At 67.2% G+C, this 20,114-nt stretch carries 19 protein-coding genes; 11 read left to right on the top strand and 8 right to left on the bottom strand.

All coding sequences use genetic code 11. The annotated features are described in order from the left end of the window. Positions 1-31: 31 nt before the first annotated feature. From ABD683_RS08470 to ABD683_RS08460, 3 genes are read right to left on the bottom strand one after another with little or no spacing between them, the layout of a single operon-like run. Positions 32-1,198, bottom strand: coding sequence for a lipid-transfer protein (locus ABD683_RS08470; RefSeq protein ID WP_344769021.1), 1,167 nt, complete (start codon positions 1,196-1,198; stop codon positions 32-34). Further along, positions 1,195-2,493 (bottom strand): OB-fold domain-containing protein, encoded by a 1,299-nt coding sequence (locus tag ABD683_RS08465; protein ID WP_344769019.1) that lies wholly within the window; start codon positions 2,491-2,493, stop codon positions 1,195-1,197. Before ABD683_RS08465 ends, ABD683_RS08470 begins: the two co-directional genes overlap by 4 nt. After that, complete coding sequence (locus ABD683_RS08460) at positions 2,490-4,655, bottom strand: acyl-CoA dehydrogenase family protein (protein ID WP_344769017.1); 2,166 nt, start codon at positions 4,653-4,655, stop codon at positions 2,490-2,492. The genes ABD683_RS08465 and ABD683_RS08460 overlap by 4 nt, the downstream gene beginning before the upstream one ends. Before the next feature lie 90 nt (positions 4,656-4,745). On the opposite strand from ABD683_RS08460, the gene ABD683_RS08455 reads away from it, so the two are divergent. After that, a complete protein-coding gene (locus tag ABD683_RS08455) occupies positions 4,746-5,687 on the top strand; it encodes an alpha/beta fold hydrolase (protein ID WP_344769015.1) in 942 nt (313 codons plus the stop codon). On the opposite strand, the gene ABD683_RS08450 is transcribed toward ABD683_RS08455, so the two are convergent. Further along, positions 5,684-6,865, bottom strand: a complete 1,182-nt coding sequence (locus ABD683_RS08450; protein WP_344769013.1) for a sulfotransferase family protein — start codon at positions 6,863-6,865, stop codon at positions 5,684-5,686. The genes ABD683_RS08455 and ABD683_RS08450 overlap by 4 nt on opposite strands. Further along, positions 6,862-7,473: a TetR family transcriptional regulator gene (locus ABD683_RS08445; RefSeq protein WP_344769011.1), complete on the bottom strand. Its 612-nt coding sequence runs from the start codon at positions 7,471-7,473 to the stop codon at positions 6,862-6,864. The genes ABD683_RS08450 and ABD683_RS08445 overlap by 4 nt, the downstream gene beginning before the upstream one ends. 52 nt (positions 7,474-7,525) lie before the next feature. Here ABD683_RS08445 and ABD683_RS08440 point away from each other — a divergent pair, with 52 nt between their 5' ends. After that, entirely contained in the window at positions 7,526-8,557 is a 1,032-nt protein-coding gene (locus ABD683_RS08440) for a quinone oxidoreductase family protein (protein WP_344769009.1), read from the top strand. On the opposite strand, the gene ABD683_RS08435 is transcribed toward ABD683_RS08440, so the two are convergent. Then, on the bottom strand, positions 8,550-9,938 hold the full coding sequence (locus tag ABD683_RS08435) for a WS/DGAT/MGAT family O-acyltransferase (RefSeq protein ID WP_344769007.1): 1,389 nt from the start codon (positions 9,936-9,938) through the stop codon (positions 8,550-8,552). The two genes, ABD683_RS08440 and ABD683_RS08435, sit on opposite strands and share 8 nt — an antisense overlap. Before the next feature lie 67 nt (positions 9,939-10,005). On the opposite strand from ABD683_RS08435, the gene ABD683_RS08430 reads away from it, so the two are divergent. The 7 genes from ABD683_RS08430 (at position 10,006) to ABD683_RS08400 (ending at position 16,195) form a co-directional block, all read left to right on the top strand. Next, a complete protein-coding gene (locus ABD683_RS08430) occupies positions 10,006-11,235 on the top strand; it encodes an alpha/beta hydrolase fold domain-containing protein (RefSeq protein WP_344769005.1) in 1,230 nt (409 codons plus the stop codon). A gap of 70 nt (positions 11,236-11,305) precedes the next feature. After that, positions 11,306-12,010: a tetratricopeptide repeat protein gene (locus tag ABD683_RS08425; protein WP_344769004.1), complete on the top strand. Its 705-nt coding sequence runs from the start codon at positions 11,306-11,308 to the stop codon at positions 12,008-12,010. A 78-nt stretch (positions 12,011-12,088) separates the two neighbouring features. Beyond that, positions 12,089-12,463: a VOC family protein gene (locus ABD683_RS08420; protein ID WP_344769002.1), complete on the top strand. Its 375-nt coding sequence runs from the start codon at positions 12,089-12,091 to the stop codon at positions 12,461-12,463. 107 nt (positions 12,464-12,570) lie between these two features. Then, on the top strand, positions 12,571-13,089 hold the full coding sequence (locus tag ABD683_RS08415) for a SigE family RNA polymerase sigma factor (protein WP_344769000.1): 519 nt from the start codon (positions 12,571-12,573) through the stop codon (positions 13,087-13,089). Then, the gene (locus ABD683_RS08410; RefSeq protein WP_344768998.1) at positions 13,082-14,281 is read left to right on the top strand and encodes a hypothetical protein; all 1,200 of its coding nucleotides are present in this window, start codon (positions 13,082-13,084) and stop codon (positions 14,279-14,281) included. Before ABD683_RS08415 ends, ABD683_RS08410 begins: the two co-directional genes overlap by 8 nt. A 73-nt stretch (positions 14,282-14,354) precedes the next feature. Next, the gene (locus ABD683_RS08405) at positions 14,355-14,891 is read left to right on the top strand and encodes an RNA polymerase sigma factor (RefSeq protein ID WP_344768997.1); all 537 of its coding nucleotides are present in this window, start codon (positions 14,355-14,357) and stop codon (positions 14,889-14,891) included. Beyond that, on the top strand, positions 14,888-16,195 hold the full coding sequence (locus ABD683_RS08400) for a hypothetical protein (RefSeq protein ID WP_344768995.1): 1,308 nt from the start codon (positions 14,888-14,890) through the stop codon (positions 16,193-16,195). The genes ABD683_RS08405 and ABD683_RS08400 overlap by 4 nt, the downstream gene beginning before the upstream one ends. On the opposite strand, the gene ABD683_RS08395 is transcribed toward ABD683_RS08400, so the two are convergent. Next, positions 16,196-18,319, bottom strand: coding sequence for an acyl-CoA dehydrogenase family protein (locus tag ABD683_RS08395; protein ID WP_344768993.1), 2,124 nt, complete (start codon positions 18,317-18,319; stop codon positions 16,196-16,198). A gap of 112 nt (positions 18,320-18,431) precedes the next feature. Between ABD683_RS08395 and ABD683_RS08390 the strand changes: the two genes are divergently transcribed. Together ABD683_RS08390 and ABD683_RS08385 are read left to right on the top strand one after the other, a co-directional pair. Then, complete coding sequence (locus tag ABD683_RS08390; protein ID WP_344768991.1) at positions 18,432-19,031, top strand: TetR family transcriptional regulator; 600 nt, start codon at positions 18,432-18,434, stop codon at positions 19,029-19,031. 3 nt (positions 19,032-19,034) lie between these two features. Next, entirely contained in the window at positions 19,035-19,460 is a 426-nt protein-coding gene (locus tag ABD683_RS08385; protein WP_344768989.1) for a DUF1330 domain-containing protein, read from the top strand. Here the strand turns inward: ABD683_RS08385 and ABD683_RS08380 are convergent. Continuing rightward, positions 19,457-20,110: a hypothetical protein gene (locus tag ABD683_RS08380; RefSeq protein ID WP_344768988.1), complete on the bottom strand. Its 654-nt coding sequence runs from the start codon at positions 20,108-20,110 to the stop codon at positions 19,457-19,459. The genes ABD683_RS08385 and ABD683_RS08380 overlap by 4 nt on opposite strands. Positions 20,111-20,114 lie beyond the last annotated feature (4 nt).

The following is a 20,114-nucleotide window of genomic DNA, read 5'->3' as shown; positions in this document are numbered from 1 at the left end:
TGGGAGGCCGAGGACGTGCGGACTGGGGGAGCTACTTGCCGAGGACCAGGCCCGAGGTCGGCACGCCCGTGCCGGCCGTGACCAGCACGTGTTCGACATCGGCGACCTGGTTGACCGAGGTGCCGCGCACCTGGCGTACGCCTTCGGCGATGCCGTTCATGCCGTGGATGTAGGCCTCGCCGAGCTGACCACCGTGCGTGTTGAGCGGCAGCTTGCCGCCGATCTCGATAGCGCCGCCGGCGATGAAGTCCTTGGCTTCGCCGCGTCCACAGAAGCCGAGCTCCTCGAGCTGCATGAGCACATAAGGCGTGAAGTGGTCGTAGAGGACGGCCGTCTGGATGTCCACCGGCGACAGGCCCGACTGCCGCCACAGCTCGCGCCCGACGACGCCGATCTCGGGGATGCCGATGTTGTCTCGGTAGTACGACGTCATGACGAACTGGTCGGCGGCACTGCCCTGGGCAGCGGCGAGGATCGGTACGGCACCGGCCGCCAGATCCCGGGCACGCTCGGTGGACGTGACGACGATCGCGACAGCGCCGTCACTCTCCTGGCAGCAGTCGAGGAGGCGCAGCGGATCGGCGATCATCCGCGAGGACTGGTGGTCCTCGATCGTGATCGGCTTCTCGTAGAAGAAGGCGTTCGGGTTGGTGGCCGCGTGCCGACGGTCAGCAACAGCGACCGCGCCGAAGTCGGCCGATGTTGCGCCGTACTCGTGCATGTAGCGACGCGCCTGCATCGCGACCGTCGCGGCGGGTGTGGAGAGCCCGTGCGGGTAGGACCAGGCGTTGTCGAGGCCGTTGGTGTTGACCTGCTCGGCGGCCCACTTCTGCACCTGGCCGAAACGTTGACCTGAGCGCTCGTTGAAGCCGCGGTAGGCCACGACGACATCGGCGATGCCAGTGGCGACGGCCATCGCCGCCTGCTGGACCGTGCCGCAGGCTGCACCTCCGCCGTAGTTGATGCGACTGAAGAAGCGCAGGTCTCCCATGCCGAGCTCACGCGCGAGTGCGATCTCCGAGGTCGAGTCCATCGTGAACGTGACAAGTCCGTCGACGTCCGACGTCGACAGACCCGCATCGGCGAGGGCTGCCAGCGTCGCCTCGGCCGAGAGCTGGAGCTCAGACCTGCCCGACTCCTTGGAGAACTCGGTGGCGCCGATGCCAGCGATCGCGGCTGCTCCGGAGAAGGTGCTCATCGCTTGATCTCCAGTCGGGCGTTGGCGTGCGTACCGATCGAGACTCCGACCGTGACGTCGATCGTCGTCACGCCGTCCTCATCCGACACGATGTTGCCGGTGAAACGCAGCGTGTCGTACGGGTGGGCCGGCGCGCCGAGTCGCAGCGCACATGACAGCACCTGGGTCTGCGGGCCCGCCCAGTCGGTGACATAGCGGTGCACGAGTCCCATCGTGCTGAGGATGTTGATGAAGATGTCCTTGCTGCCGTGGCCGATCGAGCGGTCACGGTCGTGGTGCACGTCCTGGAAATCGCGGGTCGCGAGCGCCGTCGAGACGACCAAGGTCGGCGTGATCGGCAGCTCCCACACGGGGATGTCTGAGGGAACCTCCGGCTCGGGCTCTGGCGGCGCGGAGCCGACCGGCCGCCATTTGGCCAGTGTCACCTCGTCGTCGATCGGGTCGAACCAGACCTCGACGGCGTCGCCGATCGCGACGTCGCCAGCGACCTCGCCGATCATCCGTACGCCTTCGTCGAGGTCGACCAACGCAAGGGTCAGCGGAAGCTGCTTGCCGGGTACGACGGGTGCGTGGTGCACCAGGAACGAGTGCACCGTCCCCTTGCCGGAGGCGACGACGTACCCGCGATCCATGGCGTGGCACGTCGGGCAGACCGGGCCGGGCGGGTGGCGCAGCTCGCCGCAGGCGTTGCACTTCTGGATGCGCAGCTCGCCGGCCTGGGTGCCGTCCCAGAAGAACTGCGTGTCCCTGTTGATCATCGGGCGCGACGACTTGGACTTGTCGACGACCGGACGACCGGTGCCGGGCTTGAACTTGAGGACGCGGAACGTCATCGTCGCGACCTGTTCGTCGCCGACGGACCACACGCTCTCGGTGGTGATGAAGTAGCCCTCGCCGACTCCGGTCTTCTTGGGGCCGATGACCTCGGCGAGCCGGGTGCTGATGGTCGGCACCTCGCCAGGTCGCATGGTCCGGGCATAGGTCTGGTCGCAGTTGGTGCCCAGGACCGAGGTGAACCCGGCATCGTCGAGCACCTGCATCGTGTCGGGCAGCGGGTCGCCGGGCATGCGCTCGGGGTTGAGCCCGTACATCGTCCACACCTGCGCCATCGCCGGCGGCGCCTCGGTGTCGGGGCCGGGGGCCCAGCGCGGGTTGGTGTCGCCGATCGCCTCGGCCCAGTGCCGGATCATCGGCGCGTTGACCGGGTCGGGCGCCTCGCGGGCGGGGCTGCTGCCGCGTGCCTTGATCTTGTCGGTCAGCTCAATGATCGGATCGGTCACTGTGGTCTCAGTCATCGCGGAACCCTCGGCAGGTCGAGCCCGAACATGGCGATCAGCTCACGCTGCACCTCGTTGACGCCGCCGCCGAAGCTCAGCACGAGATTGCGCTTGGCGGTCTTGTCGAGGTAGTCCGCGAGGCGGCCGGTCTCGGGATCGGCCGGGTCGCCGAACGCATCGACGATGTCGGTCAGGGCGAGGCCGAGCCTCTGCACCTCGTCGCTGGCGAACACCTTCGACGTCGACGCATCGGCGACGGTCGACTTCTCCGACGGCGGGGCGCTGGCGACGGCCCAGTTGAGCAGCTCGTTGACGCGGAACGACGCGGTGGCGCGGGCGAGCGTGTCGCGTACCCACGGCACCTCGAGCACGGGAGTCCCGTCGGGTGTCGTACGCCCCTCGGCCCACTCGCGGACCAGGTCGCGCAGACCCTCGATGCGGCCGGCTGGGCCGAGCATGACGCGCTCGTGGTTGAGCTGGGTGGTGATGAGGCTCCAGCCGCGGTTCTCCTCGCCGACGAGCATGTCGACGGGAACGCGTACGTCGTTGAAGTAGGTCGCATTGGTGTGGTGCGAGCCGTCACTGGTGACGATCGGCGTCCACGAGTAGCCCGGGTCCTTGGTGTCGACGATCAGCACCGAGATGCCGCGGTGCGGAGGCGCATCGGGATCCGTACGCACCGCGAGCCACACCCAGTCGGCCGCATGGCCCCCGGTGGTCCACATCTTCTGCCCGTTGACGACGTAGTGGTCGCCGTCGCGCTTGGCGCTGGTGCGCATCGACGCGAGGTCGGTGCCGGCATCGGGCTCGCTGTAGCCGATCGCGAAGTGCACGTCGCCGGTGATGATGTCGGCGAGGAACATGTCCTTCTGCTTCTCGGTGCCGTACGCCTGCAGCGTCGGCCCGACGGTCTGCAGAGTGACCGACGGCAGGTGGACGTCGGCGTGCGAGGCCTCGTTGACGAACACCTGCTGCTCGATGACCCCGCGACCCTGGCCGCCGTACTCCTTGGGCCAGCCGACGCCCATCCAGTTGTCGGCACCCATCTTCTTGATGATGCGGTGGTAGGCGGGGCCGTGGCGGTTGGCGCGCATCTCGTCGCGGTCCTCGTCGCTGACGAGGTTCATCAGGTAGTCGCGGGCCTCGGCCTTGAACGCCCGCTCGTCCTCGGTCAGCTCGGCATTCTTGCCGGCTGTCTCGTTGATCGGCACGGCGGCGAGCGCTGCAGGTCCACCGACGTGGCGCGCGATGTCGCGGACGGAGGCGAAGTAGCGCGGCATGTCGTACGTCTCGTCGACGCCCATGCCGCCGTGGAGGTGCTGGCAGATCTGCATCAGGGCGGGGGCACGGTTGGCGAACCAGTACGCGGCGATGGCGAGGTCGTCGGCGGCGGGATCGCCGGCGTCGAGGCGACGGACGACCTCGGTCGCGGTGAGCGAGAACGTACGGGATCCGATGTAGACGTCCGCGATCTGCTGCGCCACTGCCTGGAACTCCGCGAGGGAGCGGCCGAACTGCTTGCGGTCACGGATGTAGCCGGCAGTCAGGTCACGGGCGCCTTCGACCACGCCTGCGCCGAGTGCGGCGAGTCCGGCGATGGCGTGGTTGCGGACGACCTCCGCGTCGAGCTCGCCGAGCGACGGAGCGGAGCTGAACGTGTAGGTGGCTTCGGTGGTGCCACGAGACGTGATGGTGTCGACCTTCGAGACGCCGTCACCGGCTGCATCGACGAGTGCGACGACATCGCCGGCCGAGACGAGCAGGATGGTCGATCCCTCGAGCACGGGGACGCCGACCTTCGTACCGGTCACGGCCTGCCCGTCGTACGTCGTCGCGGGCGCGATCGGCAGCGCATTGCCGGGCTCGCCGAGCGCCGGTGCCAGCATCAGCTCGCCGGCGAGGATCTTGGGTACGAGGTCAGCCTGCAGGTCGTCAGACCCGGACCGTACGAGGGGCAGCAGGCCCGCGGCGATCGTCTCCCACACCGGGAGGTTGGAAGCGCGGCGGCCGACCTCGTGAAGCAGCACCGCGATCTCGGTCAGGCCGAGACCCTCGCCGCCAAGCTTCTCGGGGGCGGCCAGGGCGAGGAGACCGGACTCCTGCAGAGCACGCCACGATCCGTCGCCGCGGTCGAGCACGTCGCCGATGACGGAGCGCACCTCATCAAGCACCGAGTCCACGCAGATCGTCTCCTTCACCATTGGGCAGTTCGCCCGATCCGAAACTATAACGTGTTCTACTCTTGGACCAGTCGTTCAGAGGAGCAGCTCATGACCATCCCGGTCAAGCAGACGCTTGGCGCCATGCGCCACCTCCTCCCCGACCCCTCGACGTGGGACCTGTTCGACGTCCCCGACGTCGAGCTTCCCGAAGGACGCTGGCTCAAGCTGCGCCGCCGCGGCCAGACGTGGCTCACCGACGTACCAGGGCCGACTCCCGACGCTCCCACGATCATCCTCCTGCACGCCGTCGGCTGCACGGGTCAGCTGACCTGGTTCCCCACGATCCCCGAGCTTGCCAAGCACTTTCGCGTCATCACGTTCGACCAGCGGTGGCACGGGCGCGGGATCATGTCCGAGAAGTTCCTGATCTCCGACTGCGCCGATGACGTCGGCGCGGTGATCGATGCGCTCAAGCTGGACAAGCCGATCGTCGCCGGATATTCGATGGGATCCATCGTCGCTCAACGAGTCTGGCGACAAAGCCCAGATCTGATCGGCGGGATCGTCCTCGCGGCCAGCACGGCGCACTTTCGTACGAATGGCCGCGAACGCCTCTTCCACGCCGGCATGGAGATCAGCATGCGCCTGAGCACGACGTTGTCGCGCTCGGCGACCATCAACCGCGCCGCCGCCGCGACCGTGGACGCGATCGACGCCGACAGCTCCGACACCGCACGCTGGGCGATGAGGCAGTTCCGCTCGACCAGCGCCTGGGCTGTCGGGCAGGCCGTCGCGTCCCTGGGCCGACATCACTCGTCGCCCTGGCTGACCATGGTTGACGTGCCCACCGCCATCGTCGTGACCACCAGGGACCACGTCATACCGCCGGATCGCCAGCTCGAGCTGGCAGAGCTCATCTCCGATGCCACGGTCCACAAGGCGCAGTGCGGCCATGCCGGCTGCGTGCTCGAGTACAACGCGTTCGTACCCGTCTTCGTCGAGGCCGCACTCGACGTCGCCGCCCGGGCCCGCCAGGCGGCAGCGGTCTAGGAGAGTTCCTCCGACTCGACGTCGAAGAAGTCCTGATAGGCCTTCGCGCGTTCGCGGAGCTCTCCCTCGTCCAGCCCGGTCTCGGCGAACGAATAGCGCTTGAGGCTGCCGCCCTGATCGCCGGGATGGGCCGCAAGGAACGTACGCATTCGACTCTCGGCGTCGGCGGACAGATTCCAGCCCAGCTGGTCATAGATCCTCCCGACCGCACCGATCAGGTCGTGGCGGATGTCCTGGTAGCGAACGTCAAGGACCTGACCCGTCTCGAAGACTCCCGCGGCGCGAGCCTCCAGCGCTCGGTCGAGTCCGAGGATGATGTCTTCGCTGTACTGCGCCGCGAGGCGGGTGACCTCGAAATGGTCGGTCGTCATCTCGCGCAAGGACGCCCCGAGCGCGCTGAGCGAGGCGATGACCTTGAGCGGATCGCGATGGTTCTGGATGACGATCGCATCGGGATATTCCTTCATCAGCTCCGGCAGTGACCACAGGTGCGCCGGCGACTTGAGCAGCCACCGCTCGGCGTGGTGCTCGGACTGCAGGTGCTGGAGGAAGCGACGGTGCCAGGCGTACGCCGCGCCCAGGTCGGCTTCATGGAGCAGCCAATGGTTGTAGGTCGGCACCTCGAACTGCAGTGAGTGCTGCATCGACTTGAACTCACTGGCAAAGATGCGGACGTCCTCCTGGGCGAGCTGGGCGCCGAGCTCGTGGAACGCGGCGAAGCCCGGGATGAACGCGTCCACCAGGTCGAACTGCGCCTGGGCCTCGGCGATCCGCGGATCTGTCAGGTACGTCGCGGTCTGCGGTGCCGGGACCGGCCGCTCCACCTCCCAGCTCAGGGGTGCACGGTTGCTGGGATCCTGTGCCATCAGGTCGAGCAGGATCGTGGTGCCCGTACGTGGCTGCCCGACGATGATGATGGGCTGGCGGATCTCCTGGGCGGCGACCCCGGGGTGATCCTTCCGCCAGGCCTCGATCCGCAGCCTGTTCGCCAGGTCGGCGACGATGGCGTCGTCGGCGACGCCCACCCCGATCTCGTTCAGCTGAGCCGGACCGGCCAGGTCGGCGAGATAGATGTCGAGTCCTTCGCGCCAGGTGTCAGCGCCGAAGTCGTCTGCGCCTGCCACGGCGATGGCCGCATCAACCAGCCGTTCCCGATGCTGTTCGGTGGTCTCGGTCATCTCGCTCCTTCATCGAGGTGCAGTGCGCTGAGGTGCTGCTGGATGAGCGTGGGGAGGTCGCCTCGACCTTCATCGGCCACCCAGACATCGCAGGCCAACCGGGCGGCCGCCATCGTCATCGCACCGACCATGCGTGGCCGCGGGTCACCCGGAGCCAGATCGGCGAATCGCGGCGCGATCGTCCGCGCGATCGCGTTCTCCCAGTCCACATAGAGGTGGAGTGTCCAGGCGAACATCACCTTGGACGACCGGGACAGCTGGGCCTGCTCGAGGAACATCGGGCGTAGGGCGTCGAAGTCCTCGCCCAGCTTCGCGTACGCAGCGCGTACGGCGTCCAAGGGTCCGAGGTCCCCGGGCATGCCGGTGATGACATCGGCGAGCACGTGCGCGCCAACATCGGAGAGCCCCGTCGCGATCGCCAGCTCCTTGGACTCGAAGTAGCGAAAGAACGTCGCGCGACCTATCCCGGCCTCAGCCGCGATGTCGTCGACCGTGGTCTCGGCGATACCTCGTTCGGTGGCAAGGCGTGATGCAGCTTCGGTGATGCGTGCGCTGGTCTCGATCCGCTTGCGCTCACGGGTTCCCAGCTGTTCCTTGACGGCCGTCATGCCAAGAATGATACTGAGTCTCATAATTCTGTCCAGAGTCCCGGAGGCACACATGCGCGCGCTGCAGGTCAACCAGCACGGCGAACCGCTCGACGTGTTGTCGGTCAACAACGTCGAGGCACCCGAAGCCGGGCCCGGCGAGGTGCTGATCAAGGTCGCCGGCGCAGCGCTCAACTTCAACGACATCCTGCGCTGCAAGGGCGGTCTGGTCTCCGTGCCCAAGGAACCGCCGTTCACGCTCGGCATGGACGTGTGCGGTGAAGTCGTCGCTGCCGGCGACGGAGCGGAGTCGTGGGTCGGCAAACGCGTCGTCGCGGTGTCGAAGGATGCGTTCGGCGGGATCGCCGAGCTCACCACGGCTCCCGCGTCCGGAGTGTTCGACGCTCCGGTACAGCTCGACGACATCAGCGCCGCGGCGTTCCTGCTGCCTTTCCACGCGTCGTACCTGTCCCTCGTCGTACGCGCTGAGCTGAAGGCCGGCGAGACCCTCGTGGTGATCTCGGGCGCCTCCGGACTCGGCACCGCGGGCATCCAGATCGGCAAGGCACTCGGCGCCCGGGTGATCGCGGTCGTCGGCTCGGCCGAGAAGGCCGAGCTGTGCCGCACTCTGGGAGCCGACGTCGTCATCGACCACACGACCGAGGACTTCGCCGAGGCCGTCCTCCAGGCAACCGGCGACGTCGGCGCGGACGTGATCTTCGATCTGGCCGGCGGCGACTTCGTGGGCAAGTCCTGGACCTGCGTCGCCCGTGGAGGCCGCTACCTACCGGTCGGGTTCGTCGACGACGACACCAACGGCATGGCCGGACGACCCATGCGCATGGTCGGCATCGGCAACTTCTCGATCGTCGGCGTGCTGACCGCGTGGGTCGACGAGGTCGATCCGGGACTGCGTCGCTTCGGCTTCAATCCCTACACGCGCCAGGAGGGGGACAAGGTGCATACGGCTCTCGTGCGGATGCTCGAGGACGGCTCGATCACCCCGCACGTCGGGCGGGTCGTCGAGATCGACGAGGCAGCGGCTGCGCTCGACGACCACTACCAGCGGCAATCGATCGGCAGGACCGTCGTCAAGATCAGCTGAGCACGGCCTTGCTCATGGCCTCGAGCTCGATCGGGAACTGGTCGATCAGGTCCCACGGGCGCGGCATCAGCTCGGCACACGCGATGGCGCCGATGTGCATCTGGCCGTTGTTGCTCATGACCGTGATGTTGAGCCCAGCGCCGTGGAACACCGGTCCGAGCGGGTAGAGCGCGTCGATGCGTGAGCCGACGAAGTAGAGCGGCACTGGTGGGCCGGGCACGTTCGAGATGACGAGATTGTGGATCACCGGTGCCTTCTCGGCGAGCCGGAGGTCCGACACCATCCGTACGGCGAGGCCGAACGTACGAGGTGCGGCGAACTCCGCCCACTCCTGCAGCGTGTCGGCGGGCACCGCCTTGTGGTGATCCTTGGCGTTCGCGTTGGCCGTCGACATGCCGGTGATGCGCTCGAGCGGGTCCTCGATGTCAGTACCGAGCCGGCAGAAGATCGACGACACCTGGTTGCGTCCGGCGCGCTTGGACTCCGACCGTACGGACACCGGGACGCTCGCCAGCAGCGACGACTGGGGCAGCTCACCGCGCTCCTGCAGGTAGCGGCGCAGCGCACCGCCGCTGAGCGCCAGCACGACGTCGTTGACGGTCGCACCTGGCACGGCGTGCTTGATGTCCTTGATCGTGTCGAGCGAGACATCGGTGTACGCGATCGAGCGGTGACCCGTGATGGTGCCGTTGAACGACGTACGCGGAGCCGTCAACGGTGCCGCCATCGCCGTACCCTTCCGGGCCCGGCGACCGGTCTCGACGAGCGTGCGGGTCGTCGGCGCCGCCAGCCGTACGATCTGCCACGGCTTGGTCACCGTCGCAAGAACGCCACGGCCGATGAGCTCGAGGTCGGAGGGCGCGCGCTGGTGCTCGGCGGCGCTGCTGTCGAGCGGCGGCGCATCGGGTTCGAGGCTGCAGAGGTACGAGATCATGTTGGATCCCGAGACGCCGTCGACCGAGGCGTGATGCATCTTGGAGAAGATCGCGATCTTGCCGTTGGCGAGCCCTTCGATGACGTGCATCTCCCACAGCGGGCGCGAACGGTCGAGCGGAATGCCGGCCAGGTGACCGGCCACCTCCGACAGCTCACGGTCGCCACCGGGCGATGGCACCGCCATGCGGTGCACGTGTCGATCGATGTCGAACTCGTCGTCGGTCACCCAGATCGGGAAGTCGATGCCACCCGGCACCGTCTTGAGCTTGCGGTTGAACATCGCAATGCCCTCGACCCGGTTGGAGAGCTCCTTCTTGAACGTCTGGAAATCGTAGCCGCCCGGAATCGTCGTGGGATCGACGACGATCACCCCGCACACATGCATCAGCTGGGCGCCGCTCTCGAGGTAGAGGAAGCTCGCATCCAGTCCGCTGAGTCGGTCCATGGCCGTATCCTAGATCTGCTAGAACCTGTTCCAACTTGTCAGAGAAGTAACGTCGAGGGGGCCACAAATGTCACGCGGTTACGCTCGCCGTCAGCTCGTCCTCGCTGCGCTGGCAGCAAATGCCGTACGTCCGATGTCTCGCGGATGGTCCTCGATCCCCGGTTTTGCGCTCGGTTGGCCGACCAGCGAGCTGGCCCCGCACCTGCTCGGCGCCGCCGCCATCGACACCGCGGCGGAGCTGACCGTACGACGCGGCAAGGCGTCGAGAATCGGCCTCCTCGCCGCTGCCGGCGCCGCTGGACTCCTCGGCCACACGATTGCCGGAGCGCGCCGTACGGGAACCGAGCTCGACGCTGCGCTCCGCCAGAGCATCGGCGACGGCTACCTCGCCGACCTCGACCTGCCCGGCCCCCTCGACCTGCGGCTGCCCCGCGGATCGGTCGCCCGGCCGTTCAACTTCAAGGCACGTGACATCGAGGTCCTGCGCGACGTCCCTTACACAGAGGGCGGCCGCAAGGCCCACCTCGACATCCGCCGCCCCAAGGGCGCCGGCCTCGCCGATGCGCCCGTGCTGATCCAGGTGCACGGCGGTGGCTGGACGATTGGCAACAAGGAGCAGCAGGGCATCCTGCTGATGAACCGGATGGCCCAGCTCGGCTGGGTCTGCGTGTCGGTCAACTACCGGCTCGCGCCGAAGTACATGTTCCCCACGCAGATCGTCGACGTGAAGCGCGCCATCGCCTGGGTCCACGAGAACATCAAGGAGTACGGCGGCGACTCGTCGTACGTCGTCATCACCGGCGGCTCGGCCGGCGGCCACCTGGCTTCTCTCGCAGCCCTGACGCCCGGTCTCGCCGACTTCCAGCCCGGCTTCGAGGATGCTGACACCTCGGTCGCCGCGTGCGTACCGTTCTACGGCGTCTATGACCTTGGCGGCATCACCGAGCATCCTGCGGCGATCGACATGCGTGACAAGTTCCTCGGCCCGTGCGTGTTCGGCAAGGACCCGCGTACGCATCTCGATGACTTCGTCCAGGCATCACCGCTGGCACACGTCACCGAGCACACGCCCGACTTCTTCGTGATCCACGGCCGCAACGACACGGTCGTCAGCGTCAATCAGGCACGCGCGTTCGTCGCAGCGCTCAAGGAGAAGTCCGACGCCTCGATCACGTACGCCGAGCTGCCCGGTGCCCAGCACGCCTTCGAGGTGTTCTCCTCGATCCGCAGCCAGCACACCATCGCCGCCGTGGCCCGCTGGCTCCAATGGCACCGCGCCACGACGCAGAAGTCGTAGCGATCCGAACCAACCCACCAGGACGTCTCCGCACATCTGCATACCCCTGGGTGGGCGGTAGCGTGAATTCATGCCCGACGACGATTGGTATCGATCTCGGACGTGGTCCGAAGACATCGCAGCGAGGTTCGAACAGCGATTGTCGAGGGCCCGGACGCAACGGTGTCAGTACCTGGCGATTCAAGGCGGGATCCTCGCCTACTCGGACTCCGCCGATCTGAGACGCACCGGTCGCGCCCTGCTACGCCGTGTGATTAGTGACTATCCCGACCATTTCGATGCGAAATCCGCGTGCGAGACCATCGGCAGGTCGTACCAGAAGGACGGTCGGCTCCAAGACAGCGCAGACTCTCTGCGTGCAGCTGTGGCGATGTGCGAGGCCAGCCCGATCGGCTACTCCGGCACGTCGAGAACGCCCGATCTCCACCTTGCCGAGGTCCTTCTGGAAATGGGTGGGCACGCTCAAGAAGCGGCTGAGATCTTGGAAGCCGGCACGACGAGGATTCTCGACACGCCGATGGTGGTGACCCGATACCGGTTCTATCTCGCATTCGCGAGGGCTCTTCATAGTCTGAGCCACGAACTCGCACCCGAGCTCGCGCAACGAGCCCTCGAAGCTGCCGACCAGACGGAGCCTGTCTTTCGATTTCACCCGACCGTAGGGATACCGGACAGCACCGCCGATGAGATCCGGGAGCTTCAGCGGATCGCCGGTCTCTCAGCTCGGCCGAGTGGAATCAACGCCTGGTTGCGCATTCGACCGAAGTCGACGTGACGCACCAAGCCATCGCTGCCGTCGCTCGTTGGCTCCAATGGCACCGCGCCAAGACACAGCGCAGCCTGATACTGGGGCATGCCCGTACGCCTGCACCACATCGTCATCGACGCGCATGACCTGCCAGCCCTCGCACAGTTCTGGGCCGACGCGCTCGGCTGGTCCGTGCTGTCGGCGCGGGAGCGTGAAGTCATCGTCGGGCCGAGCCTCGACGCTCCGGTCGGACTCTGCCTCATGCCCGCCGGCCAGACTCAGAAGACCGTGAAGAACCGCGTGCACCTCGACCTCACGACAACCGACGGTGATCGAGAAGCAGAGATCGAGCGGCTCGTCGGCCTCGGCGCCACGCGCGTCGACGTGGGTCAGGGCAGCGACGTCGACTGGGTCGTCATGGCCGATCCCGAGGGCAACGAGTTCTGCGTCGTCCGTCCCAAGGCTCAGCTGGTCGGCTAGATCCGTGCCCGCGATCGACCATCTGGAAATTCTTCGGCGAGGAGCCAACCGATCGACTGGTTCAGCACGTCTAGGTTGTGACAGCCTCTTCCGAACAAGGAGCACTTATGCGCCAGAGCAGCGAGGCTGAGTTCAGCGAGTTCGCGAGCTCGGTATGGCCGCAGCTCTACCGCACGGCGGTGGTGATCGTGGGTGATCGGCAGCTTGCTGAAGACCTGGTGCAATCCGCCCTGGTGAAGGCCTACATCGCGTGGCCCCGCCTGCGCGAGCCCGGCAAGGCACGCGCCTACACCAGGCGCGTGATGGTCAACGTCGCCCATGACTGGTTTCGCAAGCGCTCATGGACGCATGAGAGTGCCAGCAAGCTGGCTTCGGACGAACGCGCGGCGAGCGGCGACCACTCTGCTGCGCTGGTTGATCGGGTCACGTTGGCCGACCTCCTGCACACCTTGCCGCTCGGGCAGCGATCGGTCATCGCCCTGCGGTTCCTCGACGACCTGTCGGTCCAGGAGACCGCCGACCTGCTCAATGTCACCTCCGGAACCGTCAAGAGCCAGACCTCAGCCGCACTCGCGGCGCTTCGAACCCACTCCTCCCTCCTCCAAGAAGGAACTCACCATGTCTGATCAGTTGATCGAGCAGATCCGCGACCACGCCGCCGCCGAACCCGTACCCGATCTCGACCTGGCCGACGTGATGCGCCGGGGTCGTCGGGTACGCCGCCGCCGCTCGGTCGCCCGGCGAACCATTGCGACGCTGGCAGTCGGTGCGGTCGCGGGCACGACCTTCGTCGTCGCGTCCAACCGAAACGACGGCACGAGTCAGCTGGTGGTCAGCACGAGCATCGCGGCGAAGGACGTAGCCCTCGTCTCGACTGCCTACCGAACTGGCGGAGCATTCTCGCGCGGCGACACGTTGTGGTTCAGCGACCCCAGCTACGCGGTCGACCTCGGTGTGACGATCCAGATGATGCTCTACACGAGCACGGGCGTGGTCGCCGGCGTGACCAACAACGACTCAGGCGACGTCAAGCGCGACTACGTCTACGTCGGCACCGACGGGTCGGTACGTGAGCTCAACCTTCCCGGCAACGTCGTGCCAGGCACCGATGCGCAGGCCGATCGCTTCGCCTACCTCACCAAGAAGGGCTCCGGTTTCGAGATCCACGTGGTGGAGGCATCGACCGGACGCGAGCTGGCGACCCGTGACTTCGACGCGACGTACACGTGGGCCGGATGGGATGTCCCCCCCATCGGCCTCACCGGCGACTATGTGGTCGTCGGCGTCGATCAGGGTCAGCAGGTCATCAACTGGCAGACCGGCGAACGCGTCACCGACGTACCCGACGCACGACTTCCTTCAACCGGTGGCGGACGTGCACTCGGCGGCGATCTCGGCGATGTCACCTATCAGCTGGGCGACTCGCGCAAGCTGCGATCGACGACGGAGCTCGCGGCAGCGGGCGAGGACGGAGCGCCTCCGTGGGCAGCGAACGAGCTGTCCCCGGACGGCCGGTTCGTGGAGACCGTCAACACCTTCGTCCAGGTCGACGAGCAGGGCAAGGTCGAGGGTGCCACCCTGGGATTCGGCGACGCGGTCAGCGACCCGGTCGTCTACGTGACCAATGTCGACACGGGCCACCGCATCACCCTTCCCGGTCATGGCCGGACGTACGGCTGGACCCCGGACGGGCGCCTCATGCGAGTCGACGGGACCAAGGTCACGACCTGCGACGCCTCGACCGGCGCCTGCACCACCCGCACGATGCCCGACGGTCGAGGCACCATCCGTATGGCAGGCCGCTACCTGGGCTCGTGATCAGCCCGCCGGGATGCTTCGGCACATCTTCGATTGATGTCACAACGGCAGGGGTGCTGGACACTTACCCAGTGTGAGCGACTTTCCAGGCGTACAGCACCGTGAGCTGGCGTTCGAGCGGGTGTGGCGCAACGAGATGCCGCGCATCTTCAACTACGCCGCCCGTCACGTCGGCGCCTCGGACGCTCACGACGTTGCCGCTGAGACATTCACGATCGCGTGGAGACGGTGGGATGACATCACGGATCCACCCTTCGCCTGGCTGCTGGGCGTGGCGCGCCACGTCGTCAGCAATCACGTGCGGACCTTGCAGCGTGGCCGGCGCCTGGACGACCGGGTCCGACTGCTGTCGGCGGTCACGGGGCACAGCGTGGCGTACGTGGACTTCTTCGCCCGCCAGGAGGCGATTCGACAACTGGCGGCGCTCGGTGAGAAGGAGCGCGAAGCCCTGCTGCTGACGGCGTGGGACGGGCTGAGCTCGGACGAGGCCGCAACCGTGCTCGGCATCAGTCCGGCCGCCGTACGCAAACGCATCAGCAGGGCGCGAGCAGCGATCGACGTCGCCGATCCCGCCCCGACTGCCGACACCACTCCACGGGAGGGCTCGTGAACACGCACATCATCGACGCGCTACGCCCCGAGTCGCCGGCTCTCGACCCCGACTGGGAAGCCGAGACCGTGCGGGCGATCCTCGAGGGTCGAACCGGCGCAGGGGTGTCCGAGACTGATCGTGGAGGACGCATGATGAGGGTCGCGCTGGTCGCTGCGGCCGTCGTCGCGCTCATCGGTGGAGCCGTGGTGGCCAGGAACGCGCTGCCGTCCGATGACGTCCGTCCCGCCAAGCCCACCGAGGACAAGATCCAGACGGTCGACCCGTCGAAGGCCACGAAGTTGAAGCTGGGCGACACGCTGGAGGTCGTGACCGAGCTCCCCAAGACCTTCAACGGCGACCAGCTCCTGTTCTCCGGGTTCGCTGGGGACAACGTCGTGGTGGGTTCGACGACATCGGCGCTGGACGAGGGCGCGCAGGGCGTGGAGCGCCTCGCGCAGTCGCATCCGGTGTCGTACAACCTCGACTCGAAGGCACTCACCCTTCTCGACGACCGTAGTCGTCCCGAACCCACGCAAATCCTCGATGTGTCGGGCAATGAGTCCACCGTGGTCTGGGTTGAGGGGGTCGGCGTCTCCGCCGACTTCAGTGAATTCACGATCTACTCGTACGACCGCCGGTCCAAGAAGGTCACGACCATCGGTGAGTTCAATGACCCGGACGGCCAGATCGTCTACAACCACGACCTCGCCCTCGCTGGCGACAGGGCGTACTTCAGCACCTTCGCAGCCCAACAAAAGAAGGGTCAGCAGGCCGTCTACGCGATGCCTGTCGACGGGTCCAGTCCGCCCAGCGTGATCGCGCAGGGCGGAAACAACGTACGCATCTCAGGCGACACCCTGACCTATGGGATGGGGAACCCGCAGAACGAGGAGGAGGCTCCGACGTACTTCACGTACGACCTGAGCACCGGGAACACGGCGCCAGCTCCTGTCAGCGCCCATGCCAGCGACCCTGATTTCTGCGGCGCGGAAATCACCAAGGTCTGGGAGACATGGTGCGTGGGCGACACGGTTCTCACGATCAAGGAGGTCTCGGGACGCACCACCACGTTCTCGCGCTTCCCCGTGTCGTTCAATCCCCCGCACGATGTCATTGCTCTCGGCTCCTGGACCGGCATCACGGTAGCGGTGGATGACGGCCAGCTCCGCGAGTTCCTGGTCGACCTCGACACCAAGGAGGTGAGGGTCTTCCCCGACAACACGTCGTTCACCGCACTGAGCCCCGATCGCTCCACGGCGCTGATCAGCTCCTTTGCGAGCAAGGGACCGGGCCCACAACGCATCGTGCGGATACCCGACTGATCAGCTGCGGGGGAGGCCCAGGACGCGTTCGGCGACGACGTTGCGGAGGATCTGGGTCGTGCCGCCGGCGATCGAGAGGCAGCGGTTGAGCAGCATCTCGTGGACGTCCTTGGCGATCTGCGGATCGCCGGTCGTGAACAGCGCGGCAGGCCCGAGCATGTCGACGACGAGCTCGGCGGCTTCCTGACGGTTGCGTACGCCGAGCAGCTTGGCGACGCTCGACTCCGGACCGGGACCCTGCCCCCCGATCGAGCGCAGCGTCGACCGTACGCCCAGCAGCTGGCACAGCGTCGCCAGCGCGACCTGGTGACCAACCAGTGCAGCGTCGGTCTCCGACTCGTTGCCGTCGAGCAGGCCGACGGCGCGCTCGGTGCTCACGCCGAGCTTGGAGCTGCCCATCGCGACGCGCTCGTTGGCGAGCGTCGTACGAGCCAGCTTCCAACCACCGTTGACCTCCCCGACAACACAGTCATCGGGGACGAACACGTCATCGAGGAACACCTCGTTGAACATCGCGTCGCCCGTCAGCTCGCGCAGCGGCCTGATGTCGATGCCCGCAGACGTCATGTCGACGAGGAAGTACGTGATGCCCTTGTGACCCGCGTCCTTGTCAGTGCGGGCGAGGCAGATGCCCCACTGCGCATCCTTGGCTCGTGAGGTCCACACCTTCTGACCCGTCAGCGACCAGCCACCTTCGGTCCGTACGGCTCGCGTGCTCAGCGATGCCAGGTCCGAACCGGCTCCGGGCTCGCTGAACAGCTGGCACCAGAAGATGTCTCCGAGCAGGGTCTGCATGACGAACCGTTCGGCCTGCGCAGCCGTTCCGTGCTCGATGATCGTCGGAACCGCCCACGCGCCGATCACCAGGTCCGGACGGGTGATTCCGGCGCGGGCCAGCTCCTCGTCGACGACGAGCTGTTCGACCGGTCCGGCGTCGAGCCCGTACGGCGTGGGCCAGTGCGGGGTCAGGTAGCCAGCCTCGGCCAGCGCGGCACGCTGCTGATCGAGAGGCAGCGCGGCGATGGCGTCGACCGCCTCGCGGGTGACCGTACGGAACTGTGCGTCAGCGCCCTCGAAGTCGATGTCGAACGAGCGACGCTGCCCCGCAATGGCTCGACGAGCGAGCCGCGTCGCGGACTGCTCGCCACCACCGGTCAGCGCGGCCACCGCAACACTGAGGGCGACGGCACGACGGAGGTAGAGGTGGGCGTCATGCTCGAACGTGAACCCGATGCCACCGAGCACCTGGATGCAGTCGCGAGCGACCTGGACCGCGCCGTCGAGCGCGACTGCGGCGGCGACGTCGGCCGCGAAGTCGGCCTCACCCGTGTCGCCTTCGGCCGCGGCGGTACCGAGGTCCCACGTCACGGCGTTGATCGACTCCGTGGTCTCGAGCATCTGCGAGCAGAGGTGCTTGACGGCCTGGAACGAGCCGATCGGCTTGCCGAACTGCTCGCGCACCTTGGCGTAGTCGACCGCGGTGTCGAGGCACCACTGCGCAACACCTGCGGCTTCCGCCGACGCCAGGGCCACGAGCGCCCGACGTACGGCGTCGTCATCCACGCCGGGCAGCGCCGTCACCTGGTCCGCGGCGGCGTCAACGCGTACGCGACCACCACGGCGGGACAGATCTATCCCGACGACGGGTTCGGCGGTCCAACCAGCGGCATCGATCAGCACCCACGAGCCGCCGCCGGCCGAGGCGAGCAGCCAGCGGGCGTCGACGATGTCGAGCGCAACCGCGATCTCGCCCTTCGCCCCCGACTCGTCGACCGTGACGGTGCCATCGAGCGCGATGCCGGCGATGTCACCCTCGGCGATGCCGGCAAGAACCTCGTCGACCTGCGCGACCTGGGCGACAACGGTCGTGCCGAGCAGAGGGCCCGGAACCATGGCGTACGCAGCGGACTCGATCGCGACCATCTGGTCGAGCAGCGTTCCGTCACCGCCGTCGTGCTTGTCGCTGATGCCGATGGCGGTCAGGCCCGTCTCGACGACGGCCTGCCAGGTCTTGGCGAATGCCGCGGACGCATCGGTCTCGACATCTCGCAGAGCGACAGGCCCTTCAAGCCCGGCGGCCCAGGATCGTAGGCTGGTGCTCAGCTCGAGGTGATCACGCGTCACGCCCACCGGCATAAAGGGTCGCCTCCAAATCTAGAACGTGTTTCAATAATCATACCGACGGGTTCGGCGTGAGTAGCCTCAGCAGCATTCCCTGAACAGGAGACGATGCCGGATGACAAGCGCGACGGAGACAACACCCGGCTCCAACGCCCAGCGTGAACGCCGACGCCGCATTCTCGACGCCACGATCGCCCTCGCCGAAGAGGGTGGTTTTGACGCCGTGCAGATGCGGGCTGTGGCCGACGACGCTGACGTCGCGCTCGGCACGCTCTACCGCTACTTCCCCTCCAAGATCCACCTGCTGGTCACCGCACTGGGCCGCCAGTTCGAGCGCGCTGAGGAGCAGTCGCGTACGCGCCAGGTCCCGGGCGACACGCCGCACGAGCGAGTCATGCACATCCTCGGCCAGACCACCACAGCGCTGCAGCGCCAGCCCAACCTCACCGAGGCGCTGACCCGCGCGTTCATGTTCGCCGATGCCTCCGTGGTCGACGAGATCCACTTCGTCGGCATGAAGCTCACCGCGATGATCACCCGTGCGATCGACGGCACCGAGGTCAACCGCGAGCCGACCGAGGAAGACACCGCGATCGTGCGCGTCATCTCCGACGTGTGGTTCACGGCGCTCATGGGCTGGGTCACCGGCCGCACCCCTGCCGAGGACGTCACCAAGTCGGTCGACGTCGCCGTACGCCTGCTGCTTCGCGACTGATCCATGGGCCACGTCGATCCGAGCAGGGAGGGCTTCGCGGAGTTCGTCGCCAACGACCGCCCCGGGCCGATCCAGATGCTCAACCTCGTACGGCTGCGTGATCGCGCGGTCTACGAGGATGGCCGCGAGTCCACCGGCGCCGAGGCGTACGCCGCGTACGGCCGCGAGAGCGCACCTGTCTTCCAGCGGCTCGGCGGCAGGATCATCTGGCAGGGACGGTTCGACCAGATGCTCATCGGTCCGTCCGAGGAGCACTGGCACCACTGCTTCATCGCCGAGTACCCCAGCGTCGCCGCGTTCGCCGAGATGATCCGCGACCCGCTCTATCGCGAGGCCGTCAAACACCGCCAGGCCGCAGTCGAGGACTCGCGCCTGATCCGGCACGCCGCGCTGCCCACAGGCGAAGGTTTCGGCCAGATCCCTGACTAGGCGAGATCGGTGAAGGTACGCCCGTCGATCACGGCAGCTGGTGCTCCGTCGACGACGCAGGTCGCCGTCACGGTCTTGCCCGCGACGATCAGCTTGGTGACACCGTCGAGTCGGGCCCGCAACCGGTGCTTGCGTCGCCAGCCGGCGAATCGTGAGGCGCCGACGAACTGCACGGTCTGACCCACGCCGAGCGTGCGGAACAGGTGGCGGAACTGCCCCGCCGCGGCGGCCAGATGCGCGCGGCTCGGCTTCATCAGCTGCCTGTAGACCGGCCGGGGCTCCCAGTGCGCCGCCATCCGGCGAACCTTGAGCACGCCGTCCTCGTACGCCGTCTCGTACAGCAGGTGCGCGGGCGTACGCACGACGACTCCCGGGCGCAGCATCGTCGCGATCGTCACGTCACGGGCGACGTCGAACCCGTCGACCCAGTCGTGCTCGACCTCGAACTCGATCTGGTTGGGTGCGATGAACGCGTCCCAGAACCGGCCGAGGCCTCCGGCGTCGGACGAGCGGATCGGACGCGCGCCGACCGGGTCCTCGACGACGTGCAGACTCGCAAAGATCCCGACCCAGGCCGCCTTGTCGTGCGCGGCGACGTACGCAGGCGACGACCGTACGAGCGCCAGCACCTCCGCGCGGTCAGGTGTCATGCGT

Source organism: Aeromicrobium panaciterrae, from assembly GCF_039537165.1.
Taxonomy (GTDB): domain Bacteria; phylum Actinomycetota; class Actinomycetes; order Propionibacteriales; family Nocardioidaceae; genus Aeromicrobium; species Aeromicrobium panaciterrae.
The sequence above is the reverse complement of the archived record's forward strand: the minus strand, read 5'-3'. Positions and strand labels throughout refer to the sequence as shown.